Origin of the sequence: Chryseobacterium sp. Leaf394, assembly GCF_001424105.1 — a bacterium.
Lineage (GTDB): Bacteria > Bacteroidota > Bacteroidia > Flavobacteriales > Weeksellaceae > Chryseobacterium.
Window position 1 is genome coordinate 312,313 of sequence record NZ_LMQH01000014.1, and the last position, 25,924, is coordinate 338,236.

A 25,924-nucleotide genomic window follows, 5' to 3' on the forward strand; every position below is an offset into this window, starting at 1 on the left:
TAATTTTGAAATAATGTTAAATGTTTAAAGTCTGTTTCTGATATTTTAGAATCAATAAGATGAAATTTTAACATCATCTTTTTTCTTAAAAAAATATTAAAATTAATGTAACATTTCAGTTAAATTTGCCACCAATTGACAAAACAATTTCTATTTATGAAAAAACGACTTCTTAGTGCCGCAGCGGCCGCTTTTTTTGGAGTAATGCTGAATGCACAACAAATCAAATTCGAAGAGTATGATTTACCAAACGGTATGCACGTAATCCTTCATCAGGACAATTCTGCACCGGTAGTTACCACAGCTGTAATGTACCACGTAGGCGCGAAAGATGAGGTGAAAGGAAGAACTGGTTTTGCACATTTTTTCGAACACCTTTTGTTTGAAGGAACTCCTAATATCAAAAGAGGTGAATGGTTTAAAGTTGTGTCTTCCAACGGAGGACAGAATAATGCCAACACAACAATGGACAGAACGTATTACTATGAAACGTTCCCGTCAAATAACGAGCAGTTGGGTCTATGGATGGAGGCTGAAAGACTTCGTCACGCTGAGATCAACCAGATTGGTGTAGACACTCAGAGGGAGGTTGTAAAAGAAGAAAAAAGATTGAGAATGGACAATCAGCCATACGGTAATCTGATGAATGCTATTCAGCAAAATCTTTTCACCAACCACCCGTACAGTGGTTCTGTTATCGGATCAATCGACGATCTTAACGCTGCTAAATTACAGGAATTCAGAGATTTTTATAAAAAATTCTATGTTCCAAACAACGCAACTTTGGTTGTTGCCGGAGACATCAAGCCTGAGCAGACCAAAAAATGGATTTCAGAATACTACGGAAGCATTCCAAAAGGAACAGTAACTACTAAAAATTTCCCTAAAGAATCTCCAATTACCCAGGAGACAGAAAAAACAGTTACCGATCCAAATATTCAGCTTCCTGCATATATTTTTGCTTACAGAAGCCCTTCAAATAAAGAAAAAGATTCTTATATTTTAAATATGCTTTCTTCTTATTTAAGCAGTGGAAAATCTTCTGTACTGTACAAAAAACTGGTAGATCAGGAGAAAAAAGCTTTGGAGGTACAAGCTTTCAACCTTGGAATGGAAGATTACGGTGTATTTGGCTTCTTTGCAATTCCGATGGGAGCTACAGAGAGAAAAACTTTGCAGACAGACATTGATGCTGAAATCAAAAAACTTCAGAATTCACTGATCTCTCAGGAAGATTACCAGAAACTTCAGAATAAGTTTGAAAATCAGTTTGTAAATTCAAATTCAAGTATTCAGGGAATTGCAGCTTCATTGGCTACAAACCACGTATTGATGGGAGATACCAATCTGATCAATAAAGAAATCGACATTTACAGATCTATTACAAGACAGGATTTGCAAAATGCTGCGAAGAAGTATCTTAATTCTAACCAAAGAGTAATCATTAACTACGTACCTGAAAAAAAATAATTCTTAAAAATAGATTCGAGATATTTTAGATTCGGGATCAGAGACTTTTTAAGAGGAGTTAGACGGTTTTCAATTTAATCATCAATTTAGATAAAGAATTATTAAAATTAAATTTTTACAAATGAAAAAGCAATTAACATATATAGCCGTAGCATTTTTATTCACAGGAATGCTTTCTGCACAAAAAATTGACCTTAACGCAATGCCGAAAGCAGGACCCACACCTGCAATCAATATTGCGAAGCCAAAGACTTTCCAGTTGAAAAACGGTTTAACAGTAATGGTAGTTGAAAACAATAAATTACCAAGAGTAAACATGAGCCTTTCTATGGACAGACAGCCTTATTTTGAAGGACCTGTGGTGGGTGTAAGCGAAATCATGGCAGACCAGTTGGGTAACGGAACTACGACTTTAAGCAAAGACGAATTCAACAAAAAAGTTGATTTTCTGGGTGCAAACCTGGGTTTCAATTCAGGAGGTGCGTCATCCAATTCACTTTCTAAATATTTTCCTGAAGTTTTGAATTTAATGGCTGATGCCATCATCAACCCTAAATTTTCTGCTGACGAAATTCAGAAATCAAAAGAAAGATCTATTGAAGGTATCAAGAGTGAAGAAAAAAATGCTTCATCTATCGCCTCTAGAGTTTCCAATGCTTTGGTTTACGGAAAAAATACAGCAAGAGGAGAGTTTGAGACCATCGAATCTATCAACAAAATTCAGTTGGCTGATGTACAGAATGTGTACAAAAAATACTACGCTCCAGACAATGCATACCTTGTAATTGTAGGTGATGTGAAGTTTGATAAAGTAAAACCAATGGTAGAGAAAGCTTTCGCCAACTGGAAAAAAGCAAACACTACTTTCGCTTCTCTTGAGCCGGCAGCCAATGTTGGCAAAACAGAAATCAATGTTGTAGACGTTCCTACTGCAGTGCAGTCTGTAGTTTCTGTAGGAAATATCAATAATCTTAAGATGAAAGATGCCAATTATTTCCCTGCAACAATCGCCAACTACATCCTTGGCGGTGGAGGTGAAGCAAGACTTTTCATGAATCTTCGTGAGAAAAACGGTTTTACTTACGGTGCTTATTCAAACATGACTGCAAGTAAATATTCTCCTGAATTTTCTGCAGATGCAAGCGTAAGAAATGAGGTTACAGACAAAGCTGTAAAGGAATTCATGAACGAAATCAACGGAATTTCTACAGTGAAAGCAGACGAACTGGCAAATGCAAAAGCAAAACTGAAAGGAAGTTTCATCATGTCTCTTGAGCAGCCAGCAACCATTGCAAGATTTGCAGTAAGCCAAAAAGTAAATGATCTTCCGGAGGATTTTTATACAAACTATTTAAAATCTATTGATAAAGTAACTGCTGCAGATGTTTCCAATGCTGTGAAAGCTACGGTTTATCCAAACCAGAGCAGAATTTTCATCGCAGGTAAAGCTTCCGATATTTCTGAAGGTCTTGAAAAACTAGGCTACCCGGTAAAATATTATGACAGTAATGCCAATCCGGTTGCAAAGCCAACTGCTCAAAAAGTTGATGCAAGTGTAACCGTAGCGTCTGTTGCCGACAAATATATTGCTGCACTCGGAGGTAAAGCAAATCTTGCTAAAGTGAATTCTTACGCAGTGAACGCGACCATGTCTATGCAGGGACAAACTATTGACATCAAAAATGTAAAAGCTCAGGGTGGAAAAGAACTGAATTTGGTTAGCATGGGAGCAATGACGCTTCAAAAGCAGGTTTTTGACGGTAAAGCAGGGTATTCTGAGCAACAGGGACAAAAAGTTCCGATGACGAAAGAGGAGATTGCAGACAGAATGAAAAATACTGAACTGTTTGAAGAACTTGGTTTCGCAAAATCTGCAGATCTGAAAATTGCAGGTATTGAAAAAGTAGGTGGAGAAGATTCTTACGTAGTGAAAGGTGGTGACACCACTTATTATTACAGTGTAAAATCTGGTCTTAAAACCGGTGAAACAAAAACAGTGAAAGCAAACGGTCAGGAATTAACGATTCCGACTCTTTACTCCAATTACAAAGATGTTGCAGGTGTGAAAATGCCTTACACCATCACCGTAAGCCAAATGGGAATGGATATGACGATGGAAGTGAAATCTATCGAAATCAACCAGGCAAAAGATGCTGATTTCAAATAATAATCAACATAAATAATCTGAACGGCAACTTTTGTTGCCGTTTTTTGTTTTTAAGGGAAATCTTTATTTTGCCGTTCGCCAAAAAAAGTTTAAATTTGCCCATTCAAAAAGATATCAGAATTAATGGAAACTATATTTATACTATTGATGGTTCTTATTATGATTGCCAGCGTTTTATTGGTAATCGTTATTATGGCACAGAACCCTAAAGGAGGCGGCCTTTCAAGTACATTCGGAGGTGCTTCATCTGCACAGTTTGGCGTACAGAGAACCAATGATTTTATGGAAAAAGCAACCTGGACTTTAGGTGCGGTAATCATCGTTCTGATTTTGGTAAGTGTAGTCATTACAGGGAAACCAACTGCAAAAGTTCCGGCTCTTCCAACATCGAAAGAAGCTCCGGCATCTCAAGGATCAGCTCCGGCACAATCGGCTCCTGCTACACAGGGTGCTGCTCCGGTACAGACTGCTCCGGTAGCTCCGGCAAAATAATAAGAGAAAATTTTAAATAAAATAAAAGCAACTTCATCAGAGGTTGCTTTTTTTTGTGTGAGTTAGAGCATCTTTTATTATTGATTCTATTATAAATTTTAAATGCATTTTTCTTTACCTAAAATCCTTAAGAGTGGAAAAATACATTTAAATTTCATCAAAATTAACTCCCTTTAGGGTCGGGGGAAATTAATTTTGATGAAATTAAACAGGCTCTAATTAGAACAACCTTTTAACGGGAATTTTTTTCAGTTTAATAACAAAACTCTTGCGATGATAGCTTTTTATAAGTTTACAAATGTTTGTATTGAGCTCAAACTATTTAAGCTTAATCTGCTCTATTTTATGTCTTAATTTTAAACCAGCTTTTAAAAATGAATATTGCATTGGCTTTTGAACTCTGTAATATTTATCAATGAAAATCTGCATCGCACCGTAAAACCTTTCAAGGTAAACTTCATCTTTAATTGTGCTTTCGCCTTTGTGATGCAGGATGGAAACTTTTCCGTAATAATAATTTTTAAAACCGTTTTGGAGAAGTGTATAACACAGATCAACATCTTCGCCGTACATAAAATACCTTTCATCAAGACCACCCGAATTTTCGTAAACCTCTTTTTTACACAGGAAAAATGCCCCGGTAATCACTTCCACTTCGGCCACATCAAATTCACTGATGTCATTCCGGTAATACGATTTTGAATTGTTCTTTTTAAAACCTGTAAATAGTTTTTCAAATGAATTAAACATATCCGGAACTGCTCTCTTACTTTCAGGTAAAAAATTTCCCCTGGCATCGTGCATTCTTACACCCAGGCAACCGAAATCAGCTTTGAAATCAGCAAAATTTAAAATTTCATCTAAATATAAACCTTCCAGTTCGGTATCCGGATTTAAAAGTAAAATGTATTCTCCGGTAGCAATTTTTACCGCTTTATTATTGGCTTTCGCAAAACCCTCATTCACGTCGGAAGCGATAAAATGTACTTTTGGAAATTCCGGAATGAGATCGCCCCATGAGCTGTCGGTAGATTTGTTGTCGGCTACTATGATTTCATAATCAATGTCTGCTGCATATTTTTCAACAGACTGCAGACAGGCTTTCAAAAGCTGCGTCACATTGTAATGAACGATGATGATGGATAGTTTTTTAGCCATTTTAATCTTTTTCGTTGTATGGAAGTCTGTTGATTATCGATCTTCCCAAAGAAATTTCATCGGCATATTCCAGTTCATCACCCACGGAAATCCCTCTGGCAATACTTGAAAACTGTATTCCCGAATTTTTAAATTTTTTATAGATATAATATGCGGTTGTGTCACCTTCCATCGTAGCACTTAAGGCAAAAATAAACTCTTTTGCCAAACCTTGCTGCAGTTTTTTTTCAATACTCGGAATGTTGAGCTGATGAGGTCCCACACCATCCATCGGAGAAATTTTTCCGCCGAGAATAAGGTATTTTCCTCTGTATTTCCCTGTATTTTCAATGGCAATAACATCGCGTACGTCTTCAACGATGCAGATCAGTTCATCACTGCGTTTTTCATTGCTGCAGATTTCACAGATATCGTAGTCTGAAAAGTTGTGGCATTCGCGGCAGTATTTTATTTCATTCACCAGACTGATGATTGATGTTCCCAAACCTGTCGCTCTGGAGTTGGGCTGTTTGAGTAAATGAAGTGCAAGGCGCAAGGCTGTTTTTTTTCCGATACCGGGTAATCCCGAAATCTCTTCAACTGCTTTTGCCAATACTTTACTTGGATAATCCATTGCACAAAAATAGGATTTTCGATTCAGAAAATTAATGATTTCGATAAGGTTTACAGTGAAAATTAATCTGTTTTTTACTTTTTATTTAATGAATCATTACAATTTAGGTTTGAGAAATTTTGGAGTGAACTGCTTTTAGTTCGGATGTTTTAAAACTGTCTATGATTTGCATTTTCTCTTCGGTAAAAAAGCTTTATCTTTGAGTTTCAAACAATAAACAGAAAAAAAATTATGGCACTCAACAACCTCAATTATCCGCTGGATTTCAAATTCAAGCTGACAACGCTGGCAAGCGATTTCAACATCACCGACAAAAACGGAAACGCTGTAGCGTATGTGCGTCAGAAAATGTTTAAACTGAAAGAAGACGTTGTCGTTTTCGAAAATGACAGCAAAACAAAAGAACTTTTCAGAATCAAAGCCAACCAGTGGATTGATTTTAATGCTTCTTATTCGCTTACCGAAATTGCAACCGGAAAAAGCTTTGGAAGACTCGCCAGAAAAGGAATGCGTTCTATCTGGAAATCAACTTACGATGTGCTTGATACCAATGACAAAGCGAAGTTTACCATCACTGAAGATAAAGCATGGGTAAAATTTCTTGACGGTATGGTGGGAGAAATTCCAATTATCGGGATGTTCACAGGATATTTTCTAAATCCTACTTATACTGTAAGAGGAATTGATGGTAAAGATTATTTTAAACTGAAAAAAATGCCTTCGATGTTTGGAAGAAGGTTTCAGCTCGACAGAATGATCGACATTGATGATGAAGATGAAAGTTTGGTCATTCTTTCTTTACTGATGATGATTTTACTGGAAAGAGCAAGAGGATAAGCTGATGTTAGCTATTAGCAACTGGACTTTAGCTTAAATTTTATGTTTTTTTAAATTACTACTTCAAATGAAATATATTTTTGTTTTCGCAACTGCACTTTTATTGACAGCCTGCAAAAAAGAAACTCAAACTGATACCGATAAAGGCTCAGACAGCACAGAGATTTTAAAGAAAGATTCAATAATTGAAAAACCAAATGCTGCCATTTCGGTGGAAGCTTTTCCTTTTCCTGCTGAAATCAAGGAGTGTTCCTGCTATTTTGCACGCAGCAAAAAAGATTTTGAAAACGAAAATTATATTTATGCCGACAATGCCGGAACTCTGGCGTACATGAAGATTGACGGAAAGCGTCTTGCGATGAAACTCATTTCATCAAGTGACATGGAAGTTGATGATGTTTTAACTAAAGAAATTGAAAATGAAAATTACAAGATTTCTGTAAAAGGTAAAAAACTGGCGACAGAAGAAGCGATGCTTTTCGACGGAACCTTAACCATCGAAAAACCGGACGGAACGAGAACAGTTATTCCTATTTATGGTGAGTGCGGTTGTTAGACTTTAGTTGTTTAAATTAGTATGACTAAATCATTAACAATTTTATTATTTTTAATTTCCTTAATGACTTTTGGACAGACAAAAATGCGGAAGATTGAAGAACTTATAAATAAAGAAGATCCAGCGTGGCCTCTGGTAAAAGAATGGATAGACTCTGCCAAAAATAGAGTTGAAGTTTTGCCAGCTGATCCGAAAAATGCTGAAGATGCATTGTACAAAACTCAGGTTACAACCCGATCGCCAATGGGCGCAATTGTTTACATGACAGGAGGGCTTTTAATTGACAATGGATGGGTGAGAATATTAGGCTCAGGCAGTGAAAAATTAAACCGCTCTCTGCCAGTCTGGAATAAAGGTAAAGCCTTTCCTGATTTTGGAAAGAATTCATCTTTTCTATTGATTGCAGACGATGCAATTGGTGGATTTTTCTTACTGAATGGCGGCGGACTTGGGGATGATTTGGGAAAGGTTTATTATTTCGCACCTGATACTTTAGAATTTGAACCGCTTGATTTAACGTATACAGAGTTTTTAAATTTTTGCTTCAACAATAATCTTGAAAAATTTTATAAAGATTACAGATGGAAAAATTGGAAAGATGATACTGCAAAATTAAAAGGTGATCAGGTTTATAATTTCTTTCCTAACTTGTGGACAAAGGAAGGTAAAGATATGAATAAGGTCTCCAGGAAAGTAATTTCTGCTGAAGAACAGTATAATTTAAATATTGATTTTAGAAAACAGCTGGGACTTACAAAATAAAATATCGATGATGATATTTTTTGATAACAACAGATCAAGCAACAAACAAAATTACTGCTCCTGAATTTCGGGAGCATTTTTTTTATCCGTATTTTTGATCAAAATAAATTTTATGGAACTATCAAACATAGAACCGCAGATTATCTGGAAGAATTTTTCCAGACTGAATGCTGTGCCGAGACCGTCTAAAAAGGAAGAAAGAGTAATTGCATTCATCAAAGAATTTGGTGAGAATTTAGGCCTGGAAACCACGGTTGATGAAACAGGAAATGTAATCATTAAAAAACCGGCCACTCCCGGAATGGAAAACCGTAAATCCATCGTAATGCAGTCGCATTTGGATATGGTTTGTCAGAAAAACAACGATGTGAATTTCGATTTTGAAACGCAGGGAATTCAAATGGAAGTTGACGGCGACTGGGTGAAGGCAAAAGGCACTACTTTGGGCGCTGATAACGGTATAGGTGTTGCAACCATTATGTCGGTTCTTGAAAGTTCAGACATTCCGCATCCTGATCTGGAAGCTTTATTTACGATCGACGAAGAAACAGGAATGACCGGAGCTTTAGGTTTAAAACCTGGACAGTTAACAGGGCAAATCCTTTTAAATTTAGATACAGAAGAAGATGACGAAATCGACATCGGTTGCGCCGGAGGAATAGATGTAACGATCAGTCAGAACTATCCTACAGAGCCGGCAAACGGACAGACCGTAAGAATCGAGGTAAAAGGTTTACAGGGTGGTCATTCCGGAATGGATATTCACAAAGGTTTTGGAAATGCAAATATTATCTTAGGCAGAATTCTCTACAAAGCATTGAAAAACGAAAACGCGCAACTGATTTCCATCGATGGGGGAAGTTTGAGAAATGCAATTCCGAGAGAGGCTGTGGCTTTAATTTCCGTGAGAAATTCAGGAGAGTTTATTGAGGCTGTAACCGAGGGAATTAAAAAAGAAATTTTAGAAGAATTTGCTTCCATTGAAAGTGGTCTTCAGATCAATATTGAAAATTCCACGAGTTCAGATAAAGCTTTGTCTCAGGAAGATTCAAAAAAAATTATTTTGGTTTTAAAATCTCTGCACAACGGCGTTTACAGAATGAGCCCGGATGTTCAGGATTTGGTAGAATCATCAAATAACGTTGCAAGAGTTGAATTGAAAGAGGGTGGACTGAAAATTTTAAACCTTTCAAGATCATCAGTAGATTCGTCTAAAGATTCTGTTGCGGAACAATTGAGATCAGTATCAGAACTGGCAGGAATGAATGTTGAATTCAGCGGCTCTTATCCGGGATGGAAACCAAAACCGGGATCTGAAATCGTTCAGATGATGGAAAAAATCTATACCGAAAAGTTTTCAGAAAAACCACACGTTGTCGCCTGTCATGCAGGTTTGGAATGTGGAATAATCGGTGCCAATTATCCTGAAATGGAAATGGTAAGTTACGGCCCAACCATCAGAGGAGCACACTCGCCGGACGAAAAAGCAAGCATTTCTTCCACCCAAAAATTCTGGGGTTTTACGAAGGATATTTTAGCTAATATACCTTTGAAATAAAATTATAAATACATTTTTAAAATATCCAAAGTCGACTGATTTTGGATATTTTTCTAAGTTAATCTATGATTGTCCGCTTTTAATCATCATGCCAAATTCAGAACTCATTTTGTCATTCCGCAGGAATCTAAGCAAATGAAATAAAAAGGTTTAGATTCCTACGGAAATCTCAGATTCGATGTAGTCAATGACACGCAAGCCGTTAAAAACATGTTATTACTAATTTTTCGACATTCATATTAATCTTAAAATATAACAAGCAAATTTATGAAAAGCATCACCGTATTCTGCGGATCGAGTTTCGGTTCGGATGAAAAATATAAAGAGCATGCAACTCTTCTCGGACAGACATTTGCAAAACAAAATATTCAGCTGATCTATGGCGGAGCAAACGTTGGTTTGATGGGGGCAGTCGCTGACGGCGTTTTATCTGACGGAGGAAAAGCAATTGGCGTTCTTCCCCACTTTTTACAGTCAAAAGAAATTGCGCATACGAATCTTACCGAACTGATTTTGGTGGAAAGTATGCACGAAAGAAAAACCAAGATGAATGACCTCTGCGACGGCGTCATCGTACTTCCCGGTGGTTATGGAACTCTGGAAGAATTTTTCGAAATGATTACCTGGGCGCAGCTCGGACTTCACAAAAAACCAATTGCGATTCTCAATATCGACGGATTTTATGATGATCTGATTAAACTGGTTCAGACCATGGTCGATAAAGGATTTTTAAAACAAATCAATCAGGAAATGCTTTTGGTGAGCGACAGTATTGATGAACTGTTAGAAAAAATGAGAAATTATGAGGCGCCCACTGTCGGAAAATGGATTTCTAAAAAAGAATTGTAATTTTAAGGTGATGAAAGCAATAGCAGTAGTCTTATTTTTATTTTATAACAGCTTGGCATTCGGGCAAATCCGGGATGACAAAAGACTTATCGATAGCCAATGGGAATTCAAAGTGTTTAGTGACACCATAGCATTTCCAAATCTTCCTGAAGTTGAGTTTAAAACAAAAAACAAGATATTTTTTAAATCTATTATGTTTACCGAAAAGAACTTTACAGCTAAAACAGATACCGGTATTTTAAATGGAAAATGGATTTTACTGGGAAACAACTTACAGCTGAATTTTTCAAACAAAACTTCTCTTTTGTACGAAGTTATGAGATTAAACTCTGATAGATTAGAGCTAAAAGAAGAGGGGATGTTGATTTCCAATTTGGGATATGATAGAAAAAAGTAAAATTAAACCGCGTGAAGCCTTTTCAAGCGGTTTAATTTTTTAATATTTTACTTTACCAAAACTTTCCATGCCTCATCAATTTTACTGTCAAGCAAAAATTTCTGAGCTTCGAGATGAATAGTTTCGTCATTGTGACAATTTTCAGAGGGTAAAACTTCCACATTTGCCAGCATTCCCAAATCGTTTCCTGTAAAGACTTTGCTGAGTTTGATGGAGTCGGGGAGAAGGTCAAAACCAATTCCTTTTGTGACCAAAGGTTTCGGAACTTCAAAAAGGCTGTCGGCATTATTTCGTGAATAATAATTTCCACCCAAACGGGCTACCATATCCAGTTTTGCCTGATCCAGATTTCCTTCAGTATTCAGGTATTCTTCTCTGATATGGATTTTCTGAACTTCACAAATCACAAGATTTCCTGCCCCGCCCTGATCTCCCAGAGATTTTACTTCTAAAACTTTGCATTCAAAGTTGACAGGACATTCTGCAATTAATTTAGGCTTTACCAAATCAGCATCTTTCATCTTCAATCCCGATTTTATAAACTCATTTACACCGTCTCCATATTCGGTTGATGCTAAAGAAATCTGCTGTACAATCGGGAAATTGACCGTCCCAATTACAACTTCAGGAACTTCCAGCACATTTTCCAGAGTATGTTTCGTCGTATTGTCCCGGACTCTTCTCGAAGGCGAAAAAATCAAAATTGGCGGAACCGTGCTGAACATATTAAAAAAACTGAACGGCGATAAATTGCTGTTGCCATCTTTGTCAACCGTAGAAGCCAAGGCAATCGGACGCGGCGAAACGGCCGTCTGCATTATGGTCTGCAGCTGAACGGAGGTTATTTCTGATGGAATTACTGTTTTCATTTTATATTTAATTAACCACAAAAGTCATAAAAGTTTTTGGGTTGTAATTTATTATTTTGAAAAGTTCAAAAAAGGTTTAAGTATATTTTTAAATAGCAGATGTGCACGATCTTTGGTTTGTAATTTTGATTAAGGATAAAAAGTCATATTTTCAGATTGTAAATATTGATTAAAAAAGCATGTCGTAGTATTTGTTTACAAAAGTTTCCTGACCCTGATGATACAGATTTTTTACATTAAAATTGACTAAAATACCTTTAGGCTTTTGCAATAAATTAATGTAGTTTAAAACCTGAGCTCTGTGAATTTCATTTAATGAAGAAACAGATTTTATTTCAAGTACAATTTGATCTTCAATAAGAAAATCACAGGAAAAGTCACAATTGATTTCTTTTCCTTTATAATTTACAGGGATTCTTAATTCAGATTTAAAATTGATATTTCTTATTGTGAATTCCTCTATCAAACATTGGTGATAAACACTCTCAAGCAAACCCGGACCCATAATCCGGTGAACTTCAATGCAGGCACCATTAATTTTATAAGTTAAATCTGTTAAATCTGTTAAATAAGACTGTGTTATCATTTTGGTTCTTATGTACAATAATTTAACGTACAGCTTTTTTGAACTCTATCTACAAAATATCAAGCTTTAAATGTAAAAAAACTTTTGTGACTTTTGTGGTTTACAAATTATTTAGCAGGAATAATCTTTCCCGAAACTTCCCCAAAACCTACTCTCACGCCCTCTTTTTCAGCCCAGGCTTTCATCGTTACCGTATCGTTATCGTTGATGAATTTTCTTTCTTCGCCGTTACTCAAAGTGATCGGGTTTTGCCCTCTCCACGTCAGTTCAAGCATAGAACCGAAAGATTTTGGGTCGCTTCCTGAAATAGTTCCGCTGGCATACATATCTCCAATCTCGACGTTACAGCCGTTTACGGTGTGATGAGCGAGTTGCTGGGTCATGTTCCAGTACATGTGCTTATAGTTACTTTCAGAAATCAGGTTATCTTCGCCGTTTTCAGGTTGAAGATAGACTTCAAGATTGATATCGTAATTTTTGTCTCCTTCAAATTTTAAATAATCCAAAACTTCAGGATCCTGAGTTGGAGAAGTGGTTTTGAATGGTTCCAAAGCTTCCAGAGTTACCACCCACGGAGAAACTGACGAACCGAAATTTTTAGCCAGAAACGGCCCCAGTGGAACATATTCCCAGGCCTGAATATCTCTTGCTGACCAGTCATTGAAAACCACCATTCCAAAGATGGCATCTTCCGCATCTTTCGTAGAAATCGATTCGCCCATTTCGGTATTTTTACCCAAAATAAAAGCCATTTCAAGTTCAAAATCCAGTTGTTTTGATAGTCCGAAAACCGGTTTGTCTGCATCAGCTGGTTTGGTCTGTCCGTTTGGTCGGTTGATCTCAGTCCCCGAAACTACGATGGATGAAGCTCTTCCGTGATAACCTACAGGTAGATGTTTCCAGTTAGGAAGCAATGCGTTGGCAGGATCTCTGAACATTTTTCCGACGTTGGTCGCGTGCTCGATGCTGCTGTAGAAATCTGTATAATTCGGAACGTGAACCGGCATCATCATTTTCACCTGATCCAAATCGTAAAATGCGTCTTCGATGGTCTTTTCATCTTTCGACAAAATCGAACCTTCCAGTAAAAGCTCCTGAATTTTCAAACGGATCGCTCTGGTTACAGGTTTTCCAAGCTCGATCATCTCATTTAATGTGTACGCTTCAAAAATATTGTCATCAAGACCTTCGATTTCTTCAAAATAAGAAAGGTCATACAAGGTGGCAAGATCAATCACCTGATCGCCGATTCTCGTACAACAAGCGATAAATTCTTTGTTGAATACCGCCACTCCGAAAGGAATGTTGTGGATAGAAAAGTCTGAATCTGAATTATATTCTACAAATGATTTCATAAGATTTTGATTTTTATTGCACAAAATTTTTTGAATTTCACAAATCTGAATGTGATAATTTTAAAAAAAATCTGTGCGGATTTTTAAATTTTTGATTTGAGTAGTGAATAAAATGCCAAAAGCCAGAAGCTTTATTTTTTCTTCGATGATGCTTTCGCTTTTGAAAATGATGCTTCATCAATCCAGCGGTCTTTGTTGTTGACATCGATGAGGTAGAGAATATCATCCAGCTTCGTCAGCAAAAGTGTTTTGGTAACAGGGATTGGAACTTTTTTGTTCTCAAGCAAATCGGCTCTCAGAGAGATGATATTTTTTCTGCTTCTCACAATATCTCCTGAAAATACATTTGATGTGCTCTCATTCGTTGCTTTGTCGTCAAACATTTCGACATAAGTGGCATCTTTGCCTTTGATGATGATGAAACTTCTTTCTGTATGATCTTTAAAATCTTTGATCAAAACAAATTTTTTATCATCAATGTTGACATCGCTTAAATTTTGATTTACCCCTTTTCTCTCTTCCAGTTTGGTAAGAATTGCATTGATGCTTCCGTACTGCGCGTGGGCAAAAAAACTGGCTCCGACAAGCATCAGTCCGCTGAAAATTTTGTTCATAATCCTGTGTTTATAAAAAGTTTTGTCAGGATTTATTGTCCTGACAAAAACTGTATATTGTTAAAAAATTAAAGATTTCCTCTTTTTTCCTGCTCTCTTTCCAACGCTTCGAATAACGCTTTGAAATTTCCGGCACCGAAACTCTGAGCACCATGTCTTTCGATGATTTCAAAGAACAGGGTAGGACGGTCTTCTACCGGTTTTGTGAAAATCTGAAGTAAATATCCTTCTTCATCATGGTCAATTAAAATCCCCAAACTCTGAAGTTTTTTAAGATCTTCATCGATGTGACCCACTCTTTCAGGTACCAGTTCGTAGTATGCTTCGGGTGGAGCAGAAAGGAATTCTACACCTCTTTTTTTCAATTCTGTAACGGTGTGAATGATATCTTTTGTTGCAACTGCGATGTGCTGTACACCTTCACCCTCGTAGAAATCAAGATATTCTTCTACCTGAGATTTCTTTTTACCTTCTGCAGGCTCATTGATTGGGAATTTAGCAAAACCGTTTCCGTTAGACATTACTTTAGACATCAAAGCAGAATATTCTGTGTTGATCTGCTTGTCATCAAAAGAAAGAATGTTCACAAATCCCATTACTTTCTCGTACCACTCAACAGTTGGGATCATTCTGTCCCAGTCTACGTTTCCTACACAGTGGTCAACGTATAATAATCCAGCTTCTTCAGGATTGTAATCGCTCTCCCATTTTCTGTAGCCAGGCATGAAAGGTCCTGTATAATTTTTTCTTTCGATAAACATGTGAACAGTTTCTCCGTAAGTATAAATTCCGGACATTTTCACTTCACCGTATTCGTCAGTTAAAGTTGTTGGTTCCAAATATGGTTTTCCGCCTCTTTTTGTAGTTTCTTCAAACGCTGAATAAGCGTCGTCTACCCAAAGTGCCAGAATTTTAACACCATCACCGTGTTTTTTTACATGCTCACTGATTGGAGAGTCAGATTTTAAACCTGTCGTCAGAATCAATCTGATTTTTCCCTGCTGAAGAACGTATGATGCACGGTCTCTCACACCTGTTTCAGGGCCTGCATAAGCAACCGACTGAAAACCGAATGCTGTCTTATAATAATGCGCTGCCTGCTTTGCATTTCCAACATAAAACTCGATATAATCTGTACCGTTGATCGGCAAAAAGTTCTCTGCCTGAGCAATTTTTTCGGCAAATGTTAGTGTTGACATATTTTCTGTTTTTTACTTTTATTGATGTTGCAAATTACAAAATTCTTAGATAATGTTAAAATGGAAACAAACAGCTGTTAGTTAAAGTTTTAATAAAAAATCAGGAGCTGATATTACACCATTCTCATTATGTGTTCTGAATAAAATAACATGCGACTTTTGACTCTGGATCAAAGAAGACTTTCAAGTCTCCGTCGCACCAGAAGTTCAGCTCTGAAAATATTTTTTCATAATATTCATCGTTGCTTTTAAAATTTTTATCTTTCACCTTGATTTGTCCGTTACTCATTAATTGACAAACGAACTTCATTTTTTTATTGGATTTGGGTGAAAATGGTTCGGAAAGAGATTGATTCCAATGCGGTTTTCCTGCGACTCCCATAACATCGAATTCATTGTCATCATTAACACCTTCAAATGCCTTAAGTGTGAAATTCTCTTTGTGATAGATTATGTACGAATCTTTCGTTAATTCATCATATGCAGATGTGATTTCTGTTGTATTAGATGGCGAAATTATCTCTGGTTGGTTAGGATTAGTGTAATCTAAAAAAATATATTCAAAATCTGTAAAAATTGGGCAGATTAAATGTAATGAAAATGGTAGCCAATTAAAGTATTTGTCCGAATTATTTATGAAACCTAAATACTGAAAACCTCCTAAAAATTCGTTTTCAGGAATTTTAAAATCGGTGGGTATTTCTCCACCCAACTGATGAAATCCTGTTGGATCTTGTACAAACTCAAACTGAGGTTTCAAATTGAAAATGTTTTTTATAAAATTCATAATTTTATTTAATTTTAATGCTTAAACCTTTCAAAAGCTGCCCTCTCCAGCATTTCCCTGTCATCAGGATGCGCAATGCTGATTAATTCCTGAGCTCTTTGTCTGAGGTTTTTTCCGTATAAATAAACGCTTCCGTATTCGGTAACTACCCAGTGAATGTGACCCCTCGTTGTTACAACTCCGGCTCCCTGTTTCAGGAAAGGGACAATTCTGGAAACTCCTCTTTTCGTTCTTGATGTGATGGCAATAATCGGTTTTCCGTCTTCGCTTAAAGCTGCTCCACGCATAAAATCCATCTGTCCGCCGATACCGCTGTACTGCATGGTTCCGATAGAATCTGCGCAGACCTGTCCGGTTAAATCAATTTCAATAGCCGAATTGATAGCGACCATTTTTTTGTTTCTCATAATGTTAATCGGGAAGTTAACGTTGCTCACGTCATCAAAAGAAAAAACCGTGTTGTCATCTACGTAATCGTATAGTTTTCTCGTCCCGAAGCAGAAGCTCGTAATAGTTTTATTATCGTTGTAACCTTTGTATTTATTGTTGATGACATCATTTTGAATTAAATCGATCACACCGTCGCTCAGCATTTCGGTATGAACACCTAAGTCTTTATGATTTCCCAGACATTTTAAAACCGCATCAGGAATAGTTCCGATACCCATTTGCAAAGTCGATTTATCATCAATCAGTTCCGCCACATGTTTCCCGACAAGCATTTCGTCCGGACCTACTTTTGCACCGTAATCTACTGTAGGAAGTTCTTCTTCATGCCAAACCAATTTATGAATTTTGCTGATGTGCAGCATTCCGTCACCATGCGTTCTCGGCATTAAAGGATTGACAACAGCAACAATTATTTTAGCGGTGTCAACAGCTGCTCTCGCAACATCAACGGAAGTTCCGAGTGTACAAAAGCCATGTTTGTCCGGAGGGGAAACCGTAATTAAAGCTACATCCAGCGGCAAAATATTTTTTCTGAACAAAATCGGAATTTCACTTAAAAAAACCGGAACAAAATCTCCACGGTCAGAATTCACAGCATCACGCACTGGCGTTGAAACAAAGAGAGAATTCACGAAAAATTTATCCTTGTATTCAGGTTTTGCAATTTCCACATTTCCCTGCTGGGTAATTGAAACCATCTCAACATTATCCAGACGGTGAGATTGCCTTGCCAGTTCGTCAATCAGGTGATTCGGAGTACAAGCACTTCCATGAAAAAACACACGATTTCCACTTTTTACGGTATAGACAGCTTCCTCTGCACTTATATAATTGTACATATTCTAAAATTTTACAGCTAGATTCTACGATTAACTTTAATCCATTAAAGATAGTTCATCTTATTTTTACAGACTATAAATAAGAGAAAATATTTGTCATGTTTTAGTGAAACTTGAGCTAAAAAAAAGGACTGAAATTGAAATTCAGTCCTACTGTTTTTTAAATTAGGTCTTAAGACATGATCAAAATGCTAAGAGCTATAAATCTATTTTTCAATTTTGATATTATACTGTTTTTCAAATCTAATACTTTCGTCTTCAGGCTCCCAAAGCCCATAAGTAAATTTCATTTTCTCCTTGTAGTCTTTGGTTATATTTCTCAAGCTAAATACTACAATACCGAATTCTTTATTTTGCTGAAGATTAATTTTGTCTTTGATCAAACTATAAATTTCTGCATTTTTTTGATCAATATCATTTCCGAAAAACTCAATTGAATGATTTGATTTATTAAGTGTTTCAGTTTTTTCTAAGTTTGATTCTCCAATACTGTAAGTTATTTTCATACTAAATATTGGTTTGAAAACTTTTCCTTCCTTAGGTTCGTACTTAAAAATCAGAATAACCTCATTTTTACCTTCTATATTCACATATTTTGCAGAAAGCAAATCAAAATTGTAAGATGATTCTTTTATCTTCTCCTGCCCAAATAATGAAGTCGCAATGACTGTAAATAATATTATAAATATTTGAAGGTTAATTTTTTGTCCCATTGTGCCTATTGTTTAAAACGTCTGCTAACTTTATTTTTTTATTATATAGTGTTTCAATTGGAATTTCTCCTCTAATGTATGAGCAAACTACCGATCTATTCACTAGTAGCTTTGATAGCGATTTGATGATGATATCTTTTTTTTAATATTTTAGAATTTCAGTTAAGTATTTTTTTGCTAAAATACTATTGATTTTATCTGAAATTTACAAGCTAATAGTCATAGGCCAATCGCCAAAAGCAAAAAACTATTCCTGCGACCTGTCCTCTAAACTGTGATCCTCACTTTCCAACCAAGAAGTTTTATAAAACGGATCTTCTACTTTCATTGCTTCTTCCGTAATTTTCAAAGGACGGAACGGATCGACCATTACCGCATATTCCTCAGTGAATTTTTTACCGATGCTTCTTTCCATCGCTCCCGGATGAGGCCCATGAACAATTCCGCCGGGGTGAAGCGTGAAATCCATTAAATCGATATGGTTTCTGCTCATAAAATCGCCTTCCGTGTAGAATAAAACTTCATCAGAGTCAATATTTGAGTGATTGTAAGGTGCAGGAATGGCCATTGGATGGTAATCGTACATTCTCGCACAGAACGAACAAACTACAAAGTTGTGCGCCTCAAAAGTCTGATGAATGGGTGGCGGTTGGTGAATTCGTCCCGTAATCGGTTCGAAGTTTTTAATATTGAATTTATAAGGGTAAAAATAACCGTCCCAGCCTACAACATCGAATGGATGCGTTGCGTAGATGAAATCGGTGATCTGATTTTCTTTTTTTACTTTAATCAAAAATTCTCCCTTTTCATCTTTTGGTTCAACAAAAGTCGGTGCGATAATATCTCTTTCACAGAAAGGAGAATGTTCTAAAAGCTGCCCAAATTCGTTTCTGTAACGCTTCGGCGTATAAATCGGAGAATGACTTTCCACCACAAAAAATACGGTGTCATCAGAATTTAATTCAACCTGATAAATTGTACCTCTCGGAATAATCAGATAATCTCCAACAGAAAATTCAAGATTTCCGACAAATGTTTTTAAGGTTCCGCTTCCTTCGTGTACAAAAAGAAGTTCATCACATTCGGCGTTTTTGTAGAAATAATCCATCGATTTTCTCGGCTTGGCCAATCCCATTTTCAGGTCATTGTTTACCAAAAGAAACTTTCGGCTGTCCAAAAAGTCATCTTCAGGCGTTACATTCATCCCTTTAAACATTCTTGGAGTTACATTTTTATCAACCGCAATTTTCGGGGTTACATCTTTAGCTTCGCCAATTGATCTGATCTGCGTTGGTCGGTGAACATGATAGAGCAGGGAAGAAATTCCGTGAAATCCTTCTGTACCAAACAGTTGCTCATAATAGAACTTATCTTCCGGTGATTTAAAAATCGTATGTCTTTTTGGGGGAATATTTCCCGAATGATGATATCTCATTGTACTTTGTATGTTGACTCTCAAATTTAATATTTTTTAATGAATTGTTTAGAAACATTTTTCACAGCAAATTTTTTAACCACAAAAGTCACAAAGTTGATTGCGTGAAATTAAGTTTTAATAAATGCTGGTGATAAGTTCAAAAAAGGTTAGAAAATAATTACATCAGTTTAAAGGTGTTATTTTAACCACAAAAGTCACAAAAGATAATATCTGAAGTAAAGTTTTGATGAATACTGCTGATAAGTTCAAAAAAGATTAGGAATAATTACATCCAGTTTACCATTGTTGTTTTCACCACAAAAGTCACAAAAGTTGATTTCTTGAAATAAAGTTTTAATAAAATTCTGCTGATAAGATCAAATAAGCGTTGAAAAAAATATTTTGCATCCAGCTTTTTTGAGCTTCTGTTTTCAAAGTTTTAAAACTTTAAATACGACGAAAGCTTTTGTGACTTTTGACTTCGTCGAATCTTCGATTTGTGGTAAATATTAAATTAGTTTTGCTGTTCTAAAATTAATTGTTAGCTTTGTCTAACAATTTTAATTCATGCGACGAATATTATTTTCTGCGGTATTTATTTCAGGGTTTTGTTTCGCTCAGGAAACGGATAGTTTAGATTTAAATAAAAAATCTGACTCAATAAAAATTCCGGTAAAAAAGGAAAAAATAAGTGATATTGATGATGTGGTGATTACGGGAACGATAAAGCCTGTAAGTAAATCTAAAAGTCCGGTAAATGTGGAAATTTACAATCAGAAATTTTTTCAGAAAAATCCTACACCAAGCGTTTTTGAAGCGATTGCGATGGTCAACGGTGTTCAGCCACAGTTAAACTGTTCGGTTTGCAACACGGGAGATATTCACATCAACGGTCTGGAAGGTCCGTACACAATGATTTTAATTGACGGAATGCCGATTGTCAGTTCGCTTTCTACGGTTTATGGTTTAAGCGGGATTCCCAACAGTCTGATTGAAAGAATTGAAGTGGTAAAAGGTCCGGCCTCGTCGCTGTACGGTTCTGAAGCGATGGGTGGAGTGATTAATATTATCACAAAAAATGCATTGACTGCTCCAAAATTGAGTGTTAATCTGATGACAACAACGTGGGCAGAAAATAATGTGGATCTCTCAACCAAATTTAATGTCGGCAAAAACGCAGCGTCTTTACTCAGTTTAAATTATTTCACTTTTAATGAAAAAATAGATCAGAATAAGGATAATTTCACTGATGCTGCGCTCCAGAACCGAATCTCAGTTTTTAATAAATGGAATTTTAAAAGAAAAGAAAACCGGATGGCAAGTTTTGCCCTGCGTTACCTGTACGAAGACCGTTTTGGTGGTGAAATGCAGTGGAATAAATCGCATCGTGGCGGCGATGAAGTGTATGGAGAAAGCATTTATACAAACAGGGTAGAGGCGTTCGGGATGTATCAGTTGCCTTTGAAGGAGCAGATTTTCACGCAGTTTTCTTACAATTACCATGATCAGAATTCATTTTACGGAAATACGCCTTATGAAGCTTTGCAGAAAGTCGCCTTTGCTCAAACGTACTGGGACAAAAAACTGGGAAACCATGATTTTATTTTGGGCTTGACTTTTAAAAAGACATTTTATGATGACAATACTCCCGGAACACTGGGTTTGGATGAAGTGACCAATCAGCCGATGAAGTCACCGATTTTTGGAGCGTTTATTCAGGATCAGTGGGAGATTAATGAAAAAAATACGGTTTTGCTGGGTTACCGTTTTGATTATGATAAAGTTCATCACAGTGTTCATTCACCACGATTTGCATGGAAATTTTCTCCGAATCCTTATCACACTTTCAGATTTAATTTCGGAACGGGTTTTAGGGTGGTGAATTTATTTACCGAAGATCATGCAGCGCTGACGGGTTCGCGTGAGGTGGTCATTCAGGCTGATTTAAAACCAGAAAAATCGATCAACGGAAATTTAAATTATGTCTGGAAAATTCCTGTCGGAGACCGTTTGGTTAACGTTGATGCTTCTGCTTTTTACACCTATTTCAGTAATAAAATTGTCGGTGATTTTGATTCTCAACCCGATAAAATTATTTATGATAATTTAAACGGTTACGGAATTTCAAGAGGTGCTTCGATGAATATTGATTTCAGTTTCAGTTTTCCTTTAAGTGTTAATCTGGGTATTACGTATTTGGATGTTTATCAGAAATTTGATGATGAGAGAGAAAAATCACGCCAGCTTCATGCTCCGAAGTGGAGTGGAACGTATAATTTAACCTATAAATTTACTAATAATCTCGCGGTAGATTTTACCGGACAGTTTTACGGACCGATGCGGTTGCCGGTTTTGCCGAATGATTACCGGCCGGAATATTCTCCGCTGTATTCTTTAGCAAATATTCAGGTTTCAAAAGCGTTTGATTCAGGGTTTGAAGTGTATTGCGGGGTGAAGAATTTATTTAATTTTACTCCGAAAGATCCGTTGATGCGACCATTTGATCCGTTTGATAATAATGTCAATGATCCGATCAATAATCCGAACCAATATACTTTTGATACGACGTATGGATATGCGCCGATGCAGAGAATTAGAGGGTTTTTGGGTGTGAAGTATAATTTGAAGTAAATGATCTTAAATTTAGAGCTTGTTTAAATTTCATCAAAATTAATTTCCCCCGACCCTAAAGGGAGTTAATTTTGATGAAATTTNGGCATTTTTCCACCCTTTAGGGTTGGGGAAAAGAAAAATGACTTTAAAATTTGTTTTTTAATCATTTTTAAGCAGGCTCTTAAAACATTAAAATTTTAGTTTTTAGGTATGTTAAGATTCAGATCAATCTGACTTAAGCAAATTGTTTTATGAATATCTCAGCTATTTTCTTAATAAAATCTTATCAACTTATAAAACTTAATTGTTCAAATTAAAATTATGAAAGTTGCTTTTTTTCTAATATTATTATGTCCACAGTTTTATTTCTCGCAAATAAAGTCGATCTCGTTTACGGAATTGGAAGTGCAGGAAAAAGTAAATCCGAAACCGATCATCATTCACATCTACACCGATTGGTGCTCAATCTGTAAAATTGAATCTTTCAGTTTAAATAAAGACAGAGATTTAGTGAAAACCATCAATGAAAATTTTCATTTCATCAATTTTGAAGCGGAGAGAACCAAAGACAAAATTATTTTTCAAGGCAAAGAATTTAATTATTCATCCAACGGAAATTCAGGAATCCACGAGTTGGCGTTGGCTTTATCAAAAAATAAAAGTCAGCCCGTTTATCCGCTGTGGATTATTTTAGATGAAAATCAGGAGTTGATTTACTATCATGAAGGGCAGTTTAAAACTGAAAAAATTAAAGAGAAATTAATGGAAATTATTCCAAAAAAATCTCTCTAACTATTTTCTATATCTTTTTTAAAATATCAGATTAGACTATTTAAAAATCTTCATAATCACATTCCCAATTTCTACAAAATCATCATGATTTCCCACAGAACGTTTTTCTGTATTGTCTTCCTGAAGTTCAGAATATGGAAATATTAACAGGTAATTGTTGTCGCGCAAATCTCTGTTCAGAAGATCAGGCACTGTCCGCATCTTGGGAAGGTAAGACTTCATGCCGCGTTTGGCCATAAAAATTATCAGACCTTCATTTTCTTTGAGTTTGGCAGCTGTTTCTTCACCATCTTTCCAGTTGTTCATAATGACAAATTCAGCTTCGATATTGGCTTTCTTAACGATTTTCTGTAAAATATCAAGAATATTTTCCTTTGCATAAAAAACCACCGTTGCACCGGAATTTCTGGCAATATTCCACACACGCACAAGCGCATGGAAAAATCCTGCTTCTTTATGTGCGTTTTCAGGAATAATGACTGCGTATTTTTTGATGGTGGAAAGTGGCTGTGCAGCGTGATAAACAAAGACATTTACATTGTCATTCTGCAGATATCCATTGTATAGGTTGTGTGAAAATGAAGCCGAAAAACCCTTTTCATCCTCAAGTCCGATAAGCAGGTCTGTAATTTTCTGTTCTTTAATCACATTGTTCACGCCGTTGATCACATCGTTGTCGTATCTTTTTAATGCCTGAAGATTAACGTCTGCCGCTGCTGCCGCGTCCGTAGCCTGATGCAGAAGTTTCTCTGCATTTTTTACAGAAGATTCATTTTTATCTTCATTGATGACGTTCAGTGCAAAAAAATCTTTGGTATTGGAATGGGCTTTAATCAGAATTCCCATATTCACCATTCTGTCAACAGTTTTTTCGTAATTTAAAGCTAAAAGAATATTTTCTTCCTCATGATTGTTGCCGGAAACTGTATCTTCATTCTCGCTCTCAGCGATTTTCTGGGCACTCGACATCGAAACGAATGAGGAAACCGTACATGAAATCAGAATCAGTAAAATACTTCCGTTCAGAACGTGCTCATTCAGTAATCTCACGGGTTCACCGGTTTCACTTTCAGACAGGATAATGTTGTAACCTACCATCACCGCCGCTAAAGTTGCAGCTGCAGAGGCAGAACTTAAACCGAAGATCAGTTTTCCTTCTTCTTTTGTAAGTCTGAATGTTTTCTGTGTCGCAACCGCTGAAATATATTTCCCGACAATGGATGCTACGAGCATGACTGCTGCAACTTCCAGTGTTTCCCAGCTTTTAAAAAAGACTTTAAAATCAATCAGCATTCCTACGCTGATCAGGAAAAACGGGATGAAGATAGCATTTCCTACAAATTCCACGCGGTTCATTAATGAAGAAGTATGCGGAATCAGTCTGTTTAAAGCCAGACCGGCGAAAAATGCTCCGATAATTGCTTCTACACCTGCCAGTTCTGCCAGAAGTGCAGCCAGATAAATCATCACCAGAACAAAAATATACTGTGAAATTTTATCGTCCACTTTTTTGAAGAACCACCTTCCGATAAGTGGAAAAACCATTAAAACAATCACAGCAAATACAAGGAAAGAGCCTGAAAGCTGCAGCCAGAAGGCCGTTCCGACTTCTCCCTGAGACATTCCAACAATCACAGCGAGAACCAAAAGGGCAAGTACATCGGTAATCATCGTTCCGCCCACTGTGATATTGACGGAAAGATTTTTCGCAACCCCCAGTTTACTGACAAGAGGATAAGCGATAAGGGTATGCGATGAAAAGAGACTCGCAAAAAGTATCGAAGTAAGTACGGAGAAATTTAAAATATAATAACCTCCTAAAAATCCCAGAACAAAAGGAACGATAAATGTGTAGAGTCCAAACGTCAGACTTTTCCATTTGTTTTTTTTGAAATCTCCCATGTCTATTTCCAGACCCGCGAGAAACATGATGTAGAGCAGCCCTGTAGTTCCGGTAACCACGATACTGCTGTCTCTGGAAAGAACGTTGAAACCGTTGGGACCGATCACGGCACCGGCAATAATTAATCCAAGAAGATGGGGAACTTTTATTTTGTTCAGCAAAATCGGAGCTGCTAAAATAATGATGAGAACAATCAAAAATTTCAGAACCGGATCCTCAAGAGGCAGGCTGAGATTGTGTAAGCTTAAAATCATAAGTGTTTATTTTGAGTTTCTTGTCAGTTCTACAGAAAACTTTGCCATACATTTGTTGTCGACGTTAATCGTGCGCTGACCGCGGATTTTATTGGGTGAAAACTCATTCAGGAGAACATTCATTTCCACTGTTTTTTCTGCTGTAGAATCGGTTTTATAACTGAGTTTAACTTCGTTGTTTTCAAATTTTCCTGAGTAAAGTCTTACCAGTTTGTTTTTGTTGACAATTTTTGAGAAAAGCTGTGTCGAATCACTGTCAAATTCCCATGTGTCAATTCTTTGGTCGCCGATTACATAGTCACTGCATGATGATTCGGTACAGATTACTTTGCCTGTCCATTCACCAAAAACTTCTGCCGGCCATTTTTTTATCACTTCAGTAGAATCTTTTTCAGTGAAAATACTGTCTCTCATTTTTAAAAGAGACTGGTATTCTGCTTCTTTTGTAGCAAAAAGTTTTTCTTTTTCCAGAAGTGCATTTTCACGCTCGGTGAGTTGCAGATTTTTTTCTTTGTCGTTGCAGCTTTGAAAAATTAAAAATAAAACAAGAAGTATAAAAGGAGATCTTTTTATCATAATCCAAAATTTAGTCCTAAAAATATAGGCAAAAATTATGACAGATGCAAACTGCTGAATAGATTTTAGCTGATTTTAAACTCAAAATGCAATACTTT

At 36.5% G+C, this 25,924-nt stretch carries 24 protein-coding genes; 11 read left to right on the forward strand and 13 right to left on the reverse strand.

Going from position 1 to position 25,924, the window contains the following annotated elements:
- The first annotated feature begins 156 nt into the window (after positions 1-156).
- The 3 genes from ASG21_RS19280 to secG all read left to right on the forward strand — a co-directional run bounded on the left by ASG21_RS19280 (position 157) and on the right by secG (position 4,129).
- On the forward strand, positions 157-1,470 hold the full coding sequence (locus tag ASG21_RS19280; protein ID WP_056084691.1) for a pitrilysin family protein: 1,314 nt from the start codon (positions 157-159) through the stop codon (positions 1,468-1,470).
- 121 nt (positions 1,471-1,591) lie between these two features.
- Positions 1,592-3,637, forward strand: coding sequence for a pitrilysin family protein (locus ASG21_RS19285; protein ID WP_056084695.1), 2,046 nt, complete (start codon positions 1,592-1,594; stop codon positions 3,635-3,637).
- Between the two features lie 123 nt (positions 3,638-3,760).
- Positions 3,761-4,129, forward strand: coding sequence for a preprotein translocase subunit SecG (gene secG, locus ASG21_RS19290; RefSeq protein WP_056084697.1), 369 nt, complete (start codon positions 3,761-3,763; stop codon positions 4,127-4,129).
- A gap of 318 nt (positions 4,130-4,447) precedes the next feature.
- On the opposite strand, the gene ASG21_RS19295 is transcribed toward secG, so the two are convergent.
- Both ASG21_RS19295 and recR read right to left on the reverse strand, forming a co-directional pair.
- Positions 4,448-5,287 carry a glycosyltransferase family 2 protein gene (locus ASG21_RS19295; protein WP_056084701.1) on the reverse strand — a complete coding sequence of 280 codons (840 nt, stop codon included), beginning with the start codon at positions 5,285-5,287 and terminating at the stop codon, positions 4,448-4,450.
- A gap of 1 nt (position 5,288) precedes the next feature.
- Complete coding sequence (recR, locus tag ASG21_RS19300; protein ID WP_056084704.1) at positions 5,289-5,900, reverse strand: recombination mediator RecR; 612 nt, start codon at positions 5,898-5,900, stop codon at positions 5,289-5,291.
- Positions 5,901-6,131: 231 nt separating this feature from the next.
- Between recR and ASG21_RS19305 the strand changes: the two genes are divergently transcribed.
- From ASG21_RS19305 to ASG21_RS19330, 6 genes are all read left to right on the forward strand, one after another.
- Positions 6,132-6,737: a hypothetical protein gene (locus ASG21_RS19305; RefSeq protein ID WP_056084708.1), complete on the forward strand. Its 606-nt coding sequence runs from the start codon at positions 6,132-6,134 to the stop codon at positions 6,735-6,737.
- Positions 6,738-6,804: 67 nt separating this feature from the next.
- Positions 6,805-7,293, forward strand: coding sequence for a hypothetical protein (locus ASG21_RS19310; protein ID WP_056084710.1), 489 nt, complete (start codon positions 6,805-6,807; stop codon positions 7,291-7,293).
- Positions 7,294-7,314: 21 nt separating this feature from the next.
- Positions 7,315-8,055 carry a DUF2625 domain-containing protein gene (locus ASG21_RS19315; RefSeq protein ID WP_241773537.1) on the forward strand — a complete coding sequence of 247 codons (741 nt, stop codon included), beginning with the start codon at positions 7,315-7,317 and terminating at the stop codon, positions 8,053-8,055.
- A 112-nt stretch (positions 8,056-8,167) separates the two neighbouring features.
- Positions 8,168-9,613, forward strand: coding sequence for an aminoacyl-histidine dipeptidase (locus ASG21_RS19320; RefSeq protein ID WP_056084713.1), 1,446 nt, complete (start codon positions 8,168-8,170; stop codon positions 9,611-9,613).
- 267 nt (positions 9,614-9,880) lie between these two features.
- Entirely contained in the window at positions 9,881-10,462 is a 582-nt protein-coding gene (locus ASG21_RS19325) for a TIGR00730 family Rossman fold protein (RefSeq protein WP_056084716.1), read from the forward strand.
- A gap of 10 nt (positions 10,463-10,472) precedes the next feature.
- Positions 10,473-10,859: a lipocalin family protein gene (locus tag ASG21_RS19330; protein ID WP_056084718.1), complete on the forward strand. Its 387-nt coding sequence runs from the start codon at positions 10,473-10,475 to the stop codon at positions 10,857-10,859.
- A 47-nt stretch (positions 10,860-10,906) separates the two neighbouring features.
- Here ASG21_RS19330 and ASG21_RS19335 read toward each other — a convergent pair whose 3' ends face one another.
- The 9 genes from ASG21_RS19335 to ASG21_RS19375 all read right to left on the reverse strand — a co-directional run bounded on the left by ASG21_RS19335 (position 10,907) and on the right by ASG21_RS19375 (position 19,706).
- Complete coding sequence (locus tag ASG21_RS19335) at positions 10,907-11,728, reverse strand: flavin reductase family protein (protein ID WP_056084722.1); 822 nt, start codon at positions 11,726-11,728, stop codon at positions 10,907-10,909.
- 169 nt (positions 11,729-11,897) lie between these two features.
- Positions 11,898-12,314 (reverse strand): GxxExxY protein, encoded by a 417-nt coding sequence (locus tag ASG21_RS19340; RefSeq protein ID WP_056084812.1) that lies wholly within the window; start codon positions 12,312-12,314, stop codon positions 11,898-11,900.
- A gap of 107 nt (positions 12,315-12,421) precedes the next feature.
- Positions 12,422-13,669: a fumarylacetoacetase gene (gene fahA / locus ASG21_RS19345; RefSeq protein ID WP_056084725.1), complete on the reverse strand. Its 1,248-nt coding sequence runs from the start codon at positions 13,667-13,669 to the stop codon at positions 12,422-12,424.
- A gap of 131 nt (positions 13,670-13,800) precedes the next feature.
- Entirely contained in the window at positions 13,801-14,283 is a 483-nt protein-coding gene (locus ASG21_RS19350) for a hypothetical protein (RefSeq protein ID WP_056084727.1), read from the reverse strand.
- A gap of 68 nt (positions 14,284-14,351) precedes the next feature.
- Complete coding sequence (hppD, locus tag ASG21_RS19355) at positions 14,352-15,482, reverse strand: 4-hydroxyphenylpyruvate dioxygenase (protein WP_056084729.1); 1,131 nt, start codon at positions 15,480-15,482, stop codon at positions 14,352-14,354.
- A gap of 127 nt (positions 15,483-15,609) precedes the next feature.
- Positions 15,610-16,269 carry a hypothetical protein gene (locus ASG21_RS19360; protein ID WP_056084733.1) on the reverse strand — a complete coding sequence of 220 codons (660 nt, stop codon included), beginning with the start codon at positions 16,267-16,269 and terminating at the stop codon, positions 15,610-15,612.
- A gap of 14 nt (positions 16,270-16,283) precedes the next feature.
- The gene (locus tag ASG21_RS19365; RefSeq protein ID WP_056084737.1) at positions 16,284-17,558 is read right to left on the reverse strand and encodes an acetyl-CoA hydrolase/transferase C-terminal domain-containing protein; all 1,275 of its coding nucleotides are present in this window, start codon (positions 17,556-17,558) and stop codon (positions 16,284-16,286) included.
- A gap of 206 nt (positions 17,559-17,764) precedes the next feature.
- On the reverse strand, positions 17,765-18,271 hold the full coding sequence (locus ASG21_RS19370) for a hypothetical protein (protein ID WP_056084739.1): 507 nt from the start codon (positions 18,269-18,271) through the stop codon (positions 17,765-17,767).
- 247 nt (positions 18,272-18,518) lie between these two features.
- The gene (locus tag ASG21_RS19375) at positions 18,519-19,706 is read right to left on the reverse strand and encodes a homogentisate 1,2-dioxygenase (RefSeq protein ID WP_056084742.1); all 1,188 of its coding nucleotides are present in this window, start codon (positions 19,704-19,706) and stop codon (positions 18,519-18,521) included.
- A gap of 549 nt (positions 19,707-20,255) precedes the next feature.
- On the opposite strand from ASG21_RS19375, the gene ASG21_RS19380 reads away from it, so the two are divergent.
- Both ASG21_RS19380 and ASG21_RS19385 read left to right on the forward strand, forming a co-directional pair.
- Positions 20,256-22,319, forward strand: a complete 2,064-nt coding sequence (locus ASG21_RS19380) for a TonB-dependent receptor (RefSeq protein ID WP_056084745.1) — start codon at positions 20,256-20,258, stop codon at positions 22,317-22,319.
- A 303-nt stretch (positions 22,320-22,622) separates the two neighbouring features.
- On the forward strand, positions 22,623-23,093 hold the full coding sequence (locus ASG21_RS19385) for a thiol:disulfide interchange protein (protein WP_056084747.1): 471 nt from the start codon (positions 22,623-22,625) through the stop codon (positions 23,091-23,093).
- Positions 23,094-23,129: 36 nt separating this feature from the next.
- Here the strand turns inward: ASG21_RS19385 and ASG21_RS19390 are convergent, their stop codons facing one another.
- Positions 23,130-25,250: a cation:proton antiporter gene (locus ASG21_RS19390; RefSeq protein ID WP_056084750.1), complete on the reverse strand. Its 2,121-nt coding sequence runs from the start codon at positions 25,248-25,250 to the stop codon at positions 23,130-23,132.
- Positions 25,251-25,256: 6 nt separating this feature from the next.
- Positions 25,257-25,826 (reverse strand): hypothetical protein, encoded by a 570-nt coding sequence (locus ASG21_RS19395; RefSeq protein ID WP_056084753.1) that lies wholly within the window; start codon positions 25,824-25,826, stop codon positions 25,257-25,259.
- Between the last annotated feature and the right edge of the window lie 98 nt (positions 25,827-25,924).

What these genes read in the sequence shown, in the direction of transcription:
- secG (WP_056084697.1), top strand. Translation starts at nt 3,761, where the DNA reads ATGGAAACTATATTTATACTATTGATGGTTCTTATTATGATTGCCAGC.
- ASG21_RS19310 (WP_056084710.1), top strand. Translation starts at nt 6,805, where the DNA reads ATGAAATATATTTTTGTTTTCGCAACTGCACTTTTATTGACAGCCTGC.
- ASG21_RS19335 (WP_056084722.1), bottom strand. Translation starts at nt 11,728, where the DNA reads ATGAAAACAGTAATTCCATCAGAAATAACCTCCGTTCAGCTGCAGACC.
- hppD (WP_056084729.1), bottom strand. Translation starts at nt 15,482, where the DNA reads ATGTCAACACTAACATTTGCCGAAAAAATTGCTCAGGCAGAGAACTTT.
- ASG21_RS19350 (WP_056084727.1), bottom strand. Translation starts at nt 14,283, where the DNA reads ATGAACAAAATTTTCAGCGGACTGATGCTTGTCGGAGCCAGTTTTTTT.
- ASG21_RS19295 (WP_056084701.1), bottom strand. Translation starts at nt 5,287, where the DNA reads ATGGCTAAAAAACTATCCATCATCATCGTTCATTACAATGTGACGCAG.
- ASG21_RS19385 (WP_056084747.1), top strand. Translation starts at nt 22,623, where the DNA reads ATGAAAGTTGCTTTTTTTCTAATATTATTATGTCCACAGTTTTATTTC.
- ASG21_RS19285 (WP_056084695.1), top strand. Translation starts at nt 1,592, where the DNA reads ATGAAAAAGCAATTAACATATATAGCCGTAGCATTTTTATTCACAGGA.
- ASG21_RS19315 (WP_241773537.1), top strand. Translation starts at nt 7,315, where the DNA reads ATGACTAAATCATTAACAATTTTATTATTTTTAATTTCCTTAATGACT.
- fahA (WP_056084725.1), bottom strand. Translation starts at nt 13,669, where the DNA reads ATGAAATCATTTGTAGAATATAATTCAGATTCAGACTTTTCTATCCAC.
- ASG21_RS19320 (WP_056084713.1), top strand. Translation starts at nt 8,168, where the DNA reads ATGGAACTATCAAACATAGAACCGCAGATTATCTGGAAGAATTTTTCC.
- ASG21_RS19340 (WP_056084812.1), bottom strand. Translation starts at nt 12,314, where the DNA reads ATGATAACACAGTCTTATTTAACAGATTTAACAGATTTAACTTATAAA.
- ASG21_RS19390 (WP_056084750.1), bottom strand. Translation starts at nt 25,250, where the DNA reads ATGATTTTAAGCTTACACAATCTCAGCCTGCCTCTTGAGGATCCGGTT.
- ASG21_RS19305 (WP_056084708.1), top strand. Translation starts at nt 6,132, where the DNA reads ATGGCACTCAACAACCTCAATTATCCGCTGGATTTCAAATTCAAGCTG.
- ASG21_RS19370 (WP_056084739.1), bottom strand. Translation starts at nt 18,271, where the DNA reads ATGGGACAAAAAATTAACCTTCAAATATTTATAATATTATTTACAGTC.
- ASG21_RS19365 (WP_056084737.1), bottom strand. Translation starts at nt 17,558, where the DNA reads ATGTACAATTATATAAGTGCAGAGGAAGCTGTCTATACCGTAAAAAGT.
- ASG21_RS19330 (WP_056084718.1), top strand. Translation starts at nt 10,473, where the DNA reads ATGAAAGCAATAGCAGTAGTCTTATTTTTATTTTATAACAGCTTGGCA.
- ASG21_RS19325 (WP_056084716.1), top strand. Translation starts at nt 9,881, where the DNA reads ATGAAAAGCATCACCGTATTCTGCGGATCGAGTTTCGGTTCGGATGAA.
- recR (WP_056084704.1), bottom strand. Translation starts at nt 5,900, where the DNA reads ATGGATTATCCAAGTAAAGTATTGGCAAAAGCAGTTGAAGAGATTTCG.
- ASG21_RS19395 (WP_056084753.1), bottom strand. Translation starts at nt 25,826, where the DNA reads ATGATAAAAAGATCTCCTTTTATACTTCTTGTTTTATTTTTAATTTTT.
- ASG21_RS19280 (WP_056084691.1), top strand. Translation starts at nt 157, where the DNA reads ATGAAAAAACGACTTCTTAGTGCCGCAGCGGCCGCTTTTTTTGGAGTA.
- ASG21_RS19380 (WP_056084745.1), top strand. Translation starts at nt 20,256, where the DNA reads ATGCGACGAATATTATTTTCTGCGGTATTTATTTCAGGGTTTTGTTTC.
- ASG21_RS19360 (WP_056084733.1), bottom strand. Translation starts at nt 16,269, where the DNA reads ATGAATTTTATAAAAAACATTTTCAATTTGAAACCTCAGTTTGAGTTT.
- ASG21_RS19375 (WP_056084742.1), bottom strand. Translation starts at nt 19,706, where the DNA reads ATGAGATATCATCATTCGGGAAATATTCCCCCAAAAAGACATACGATT.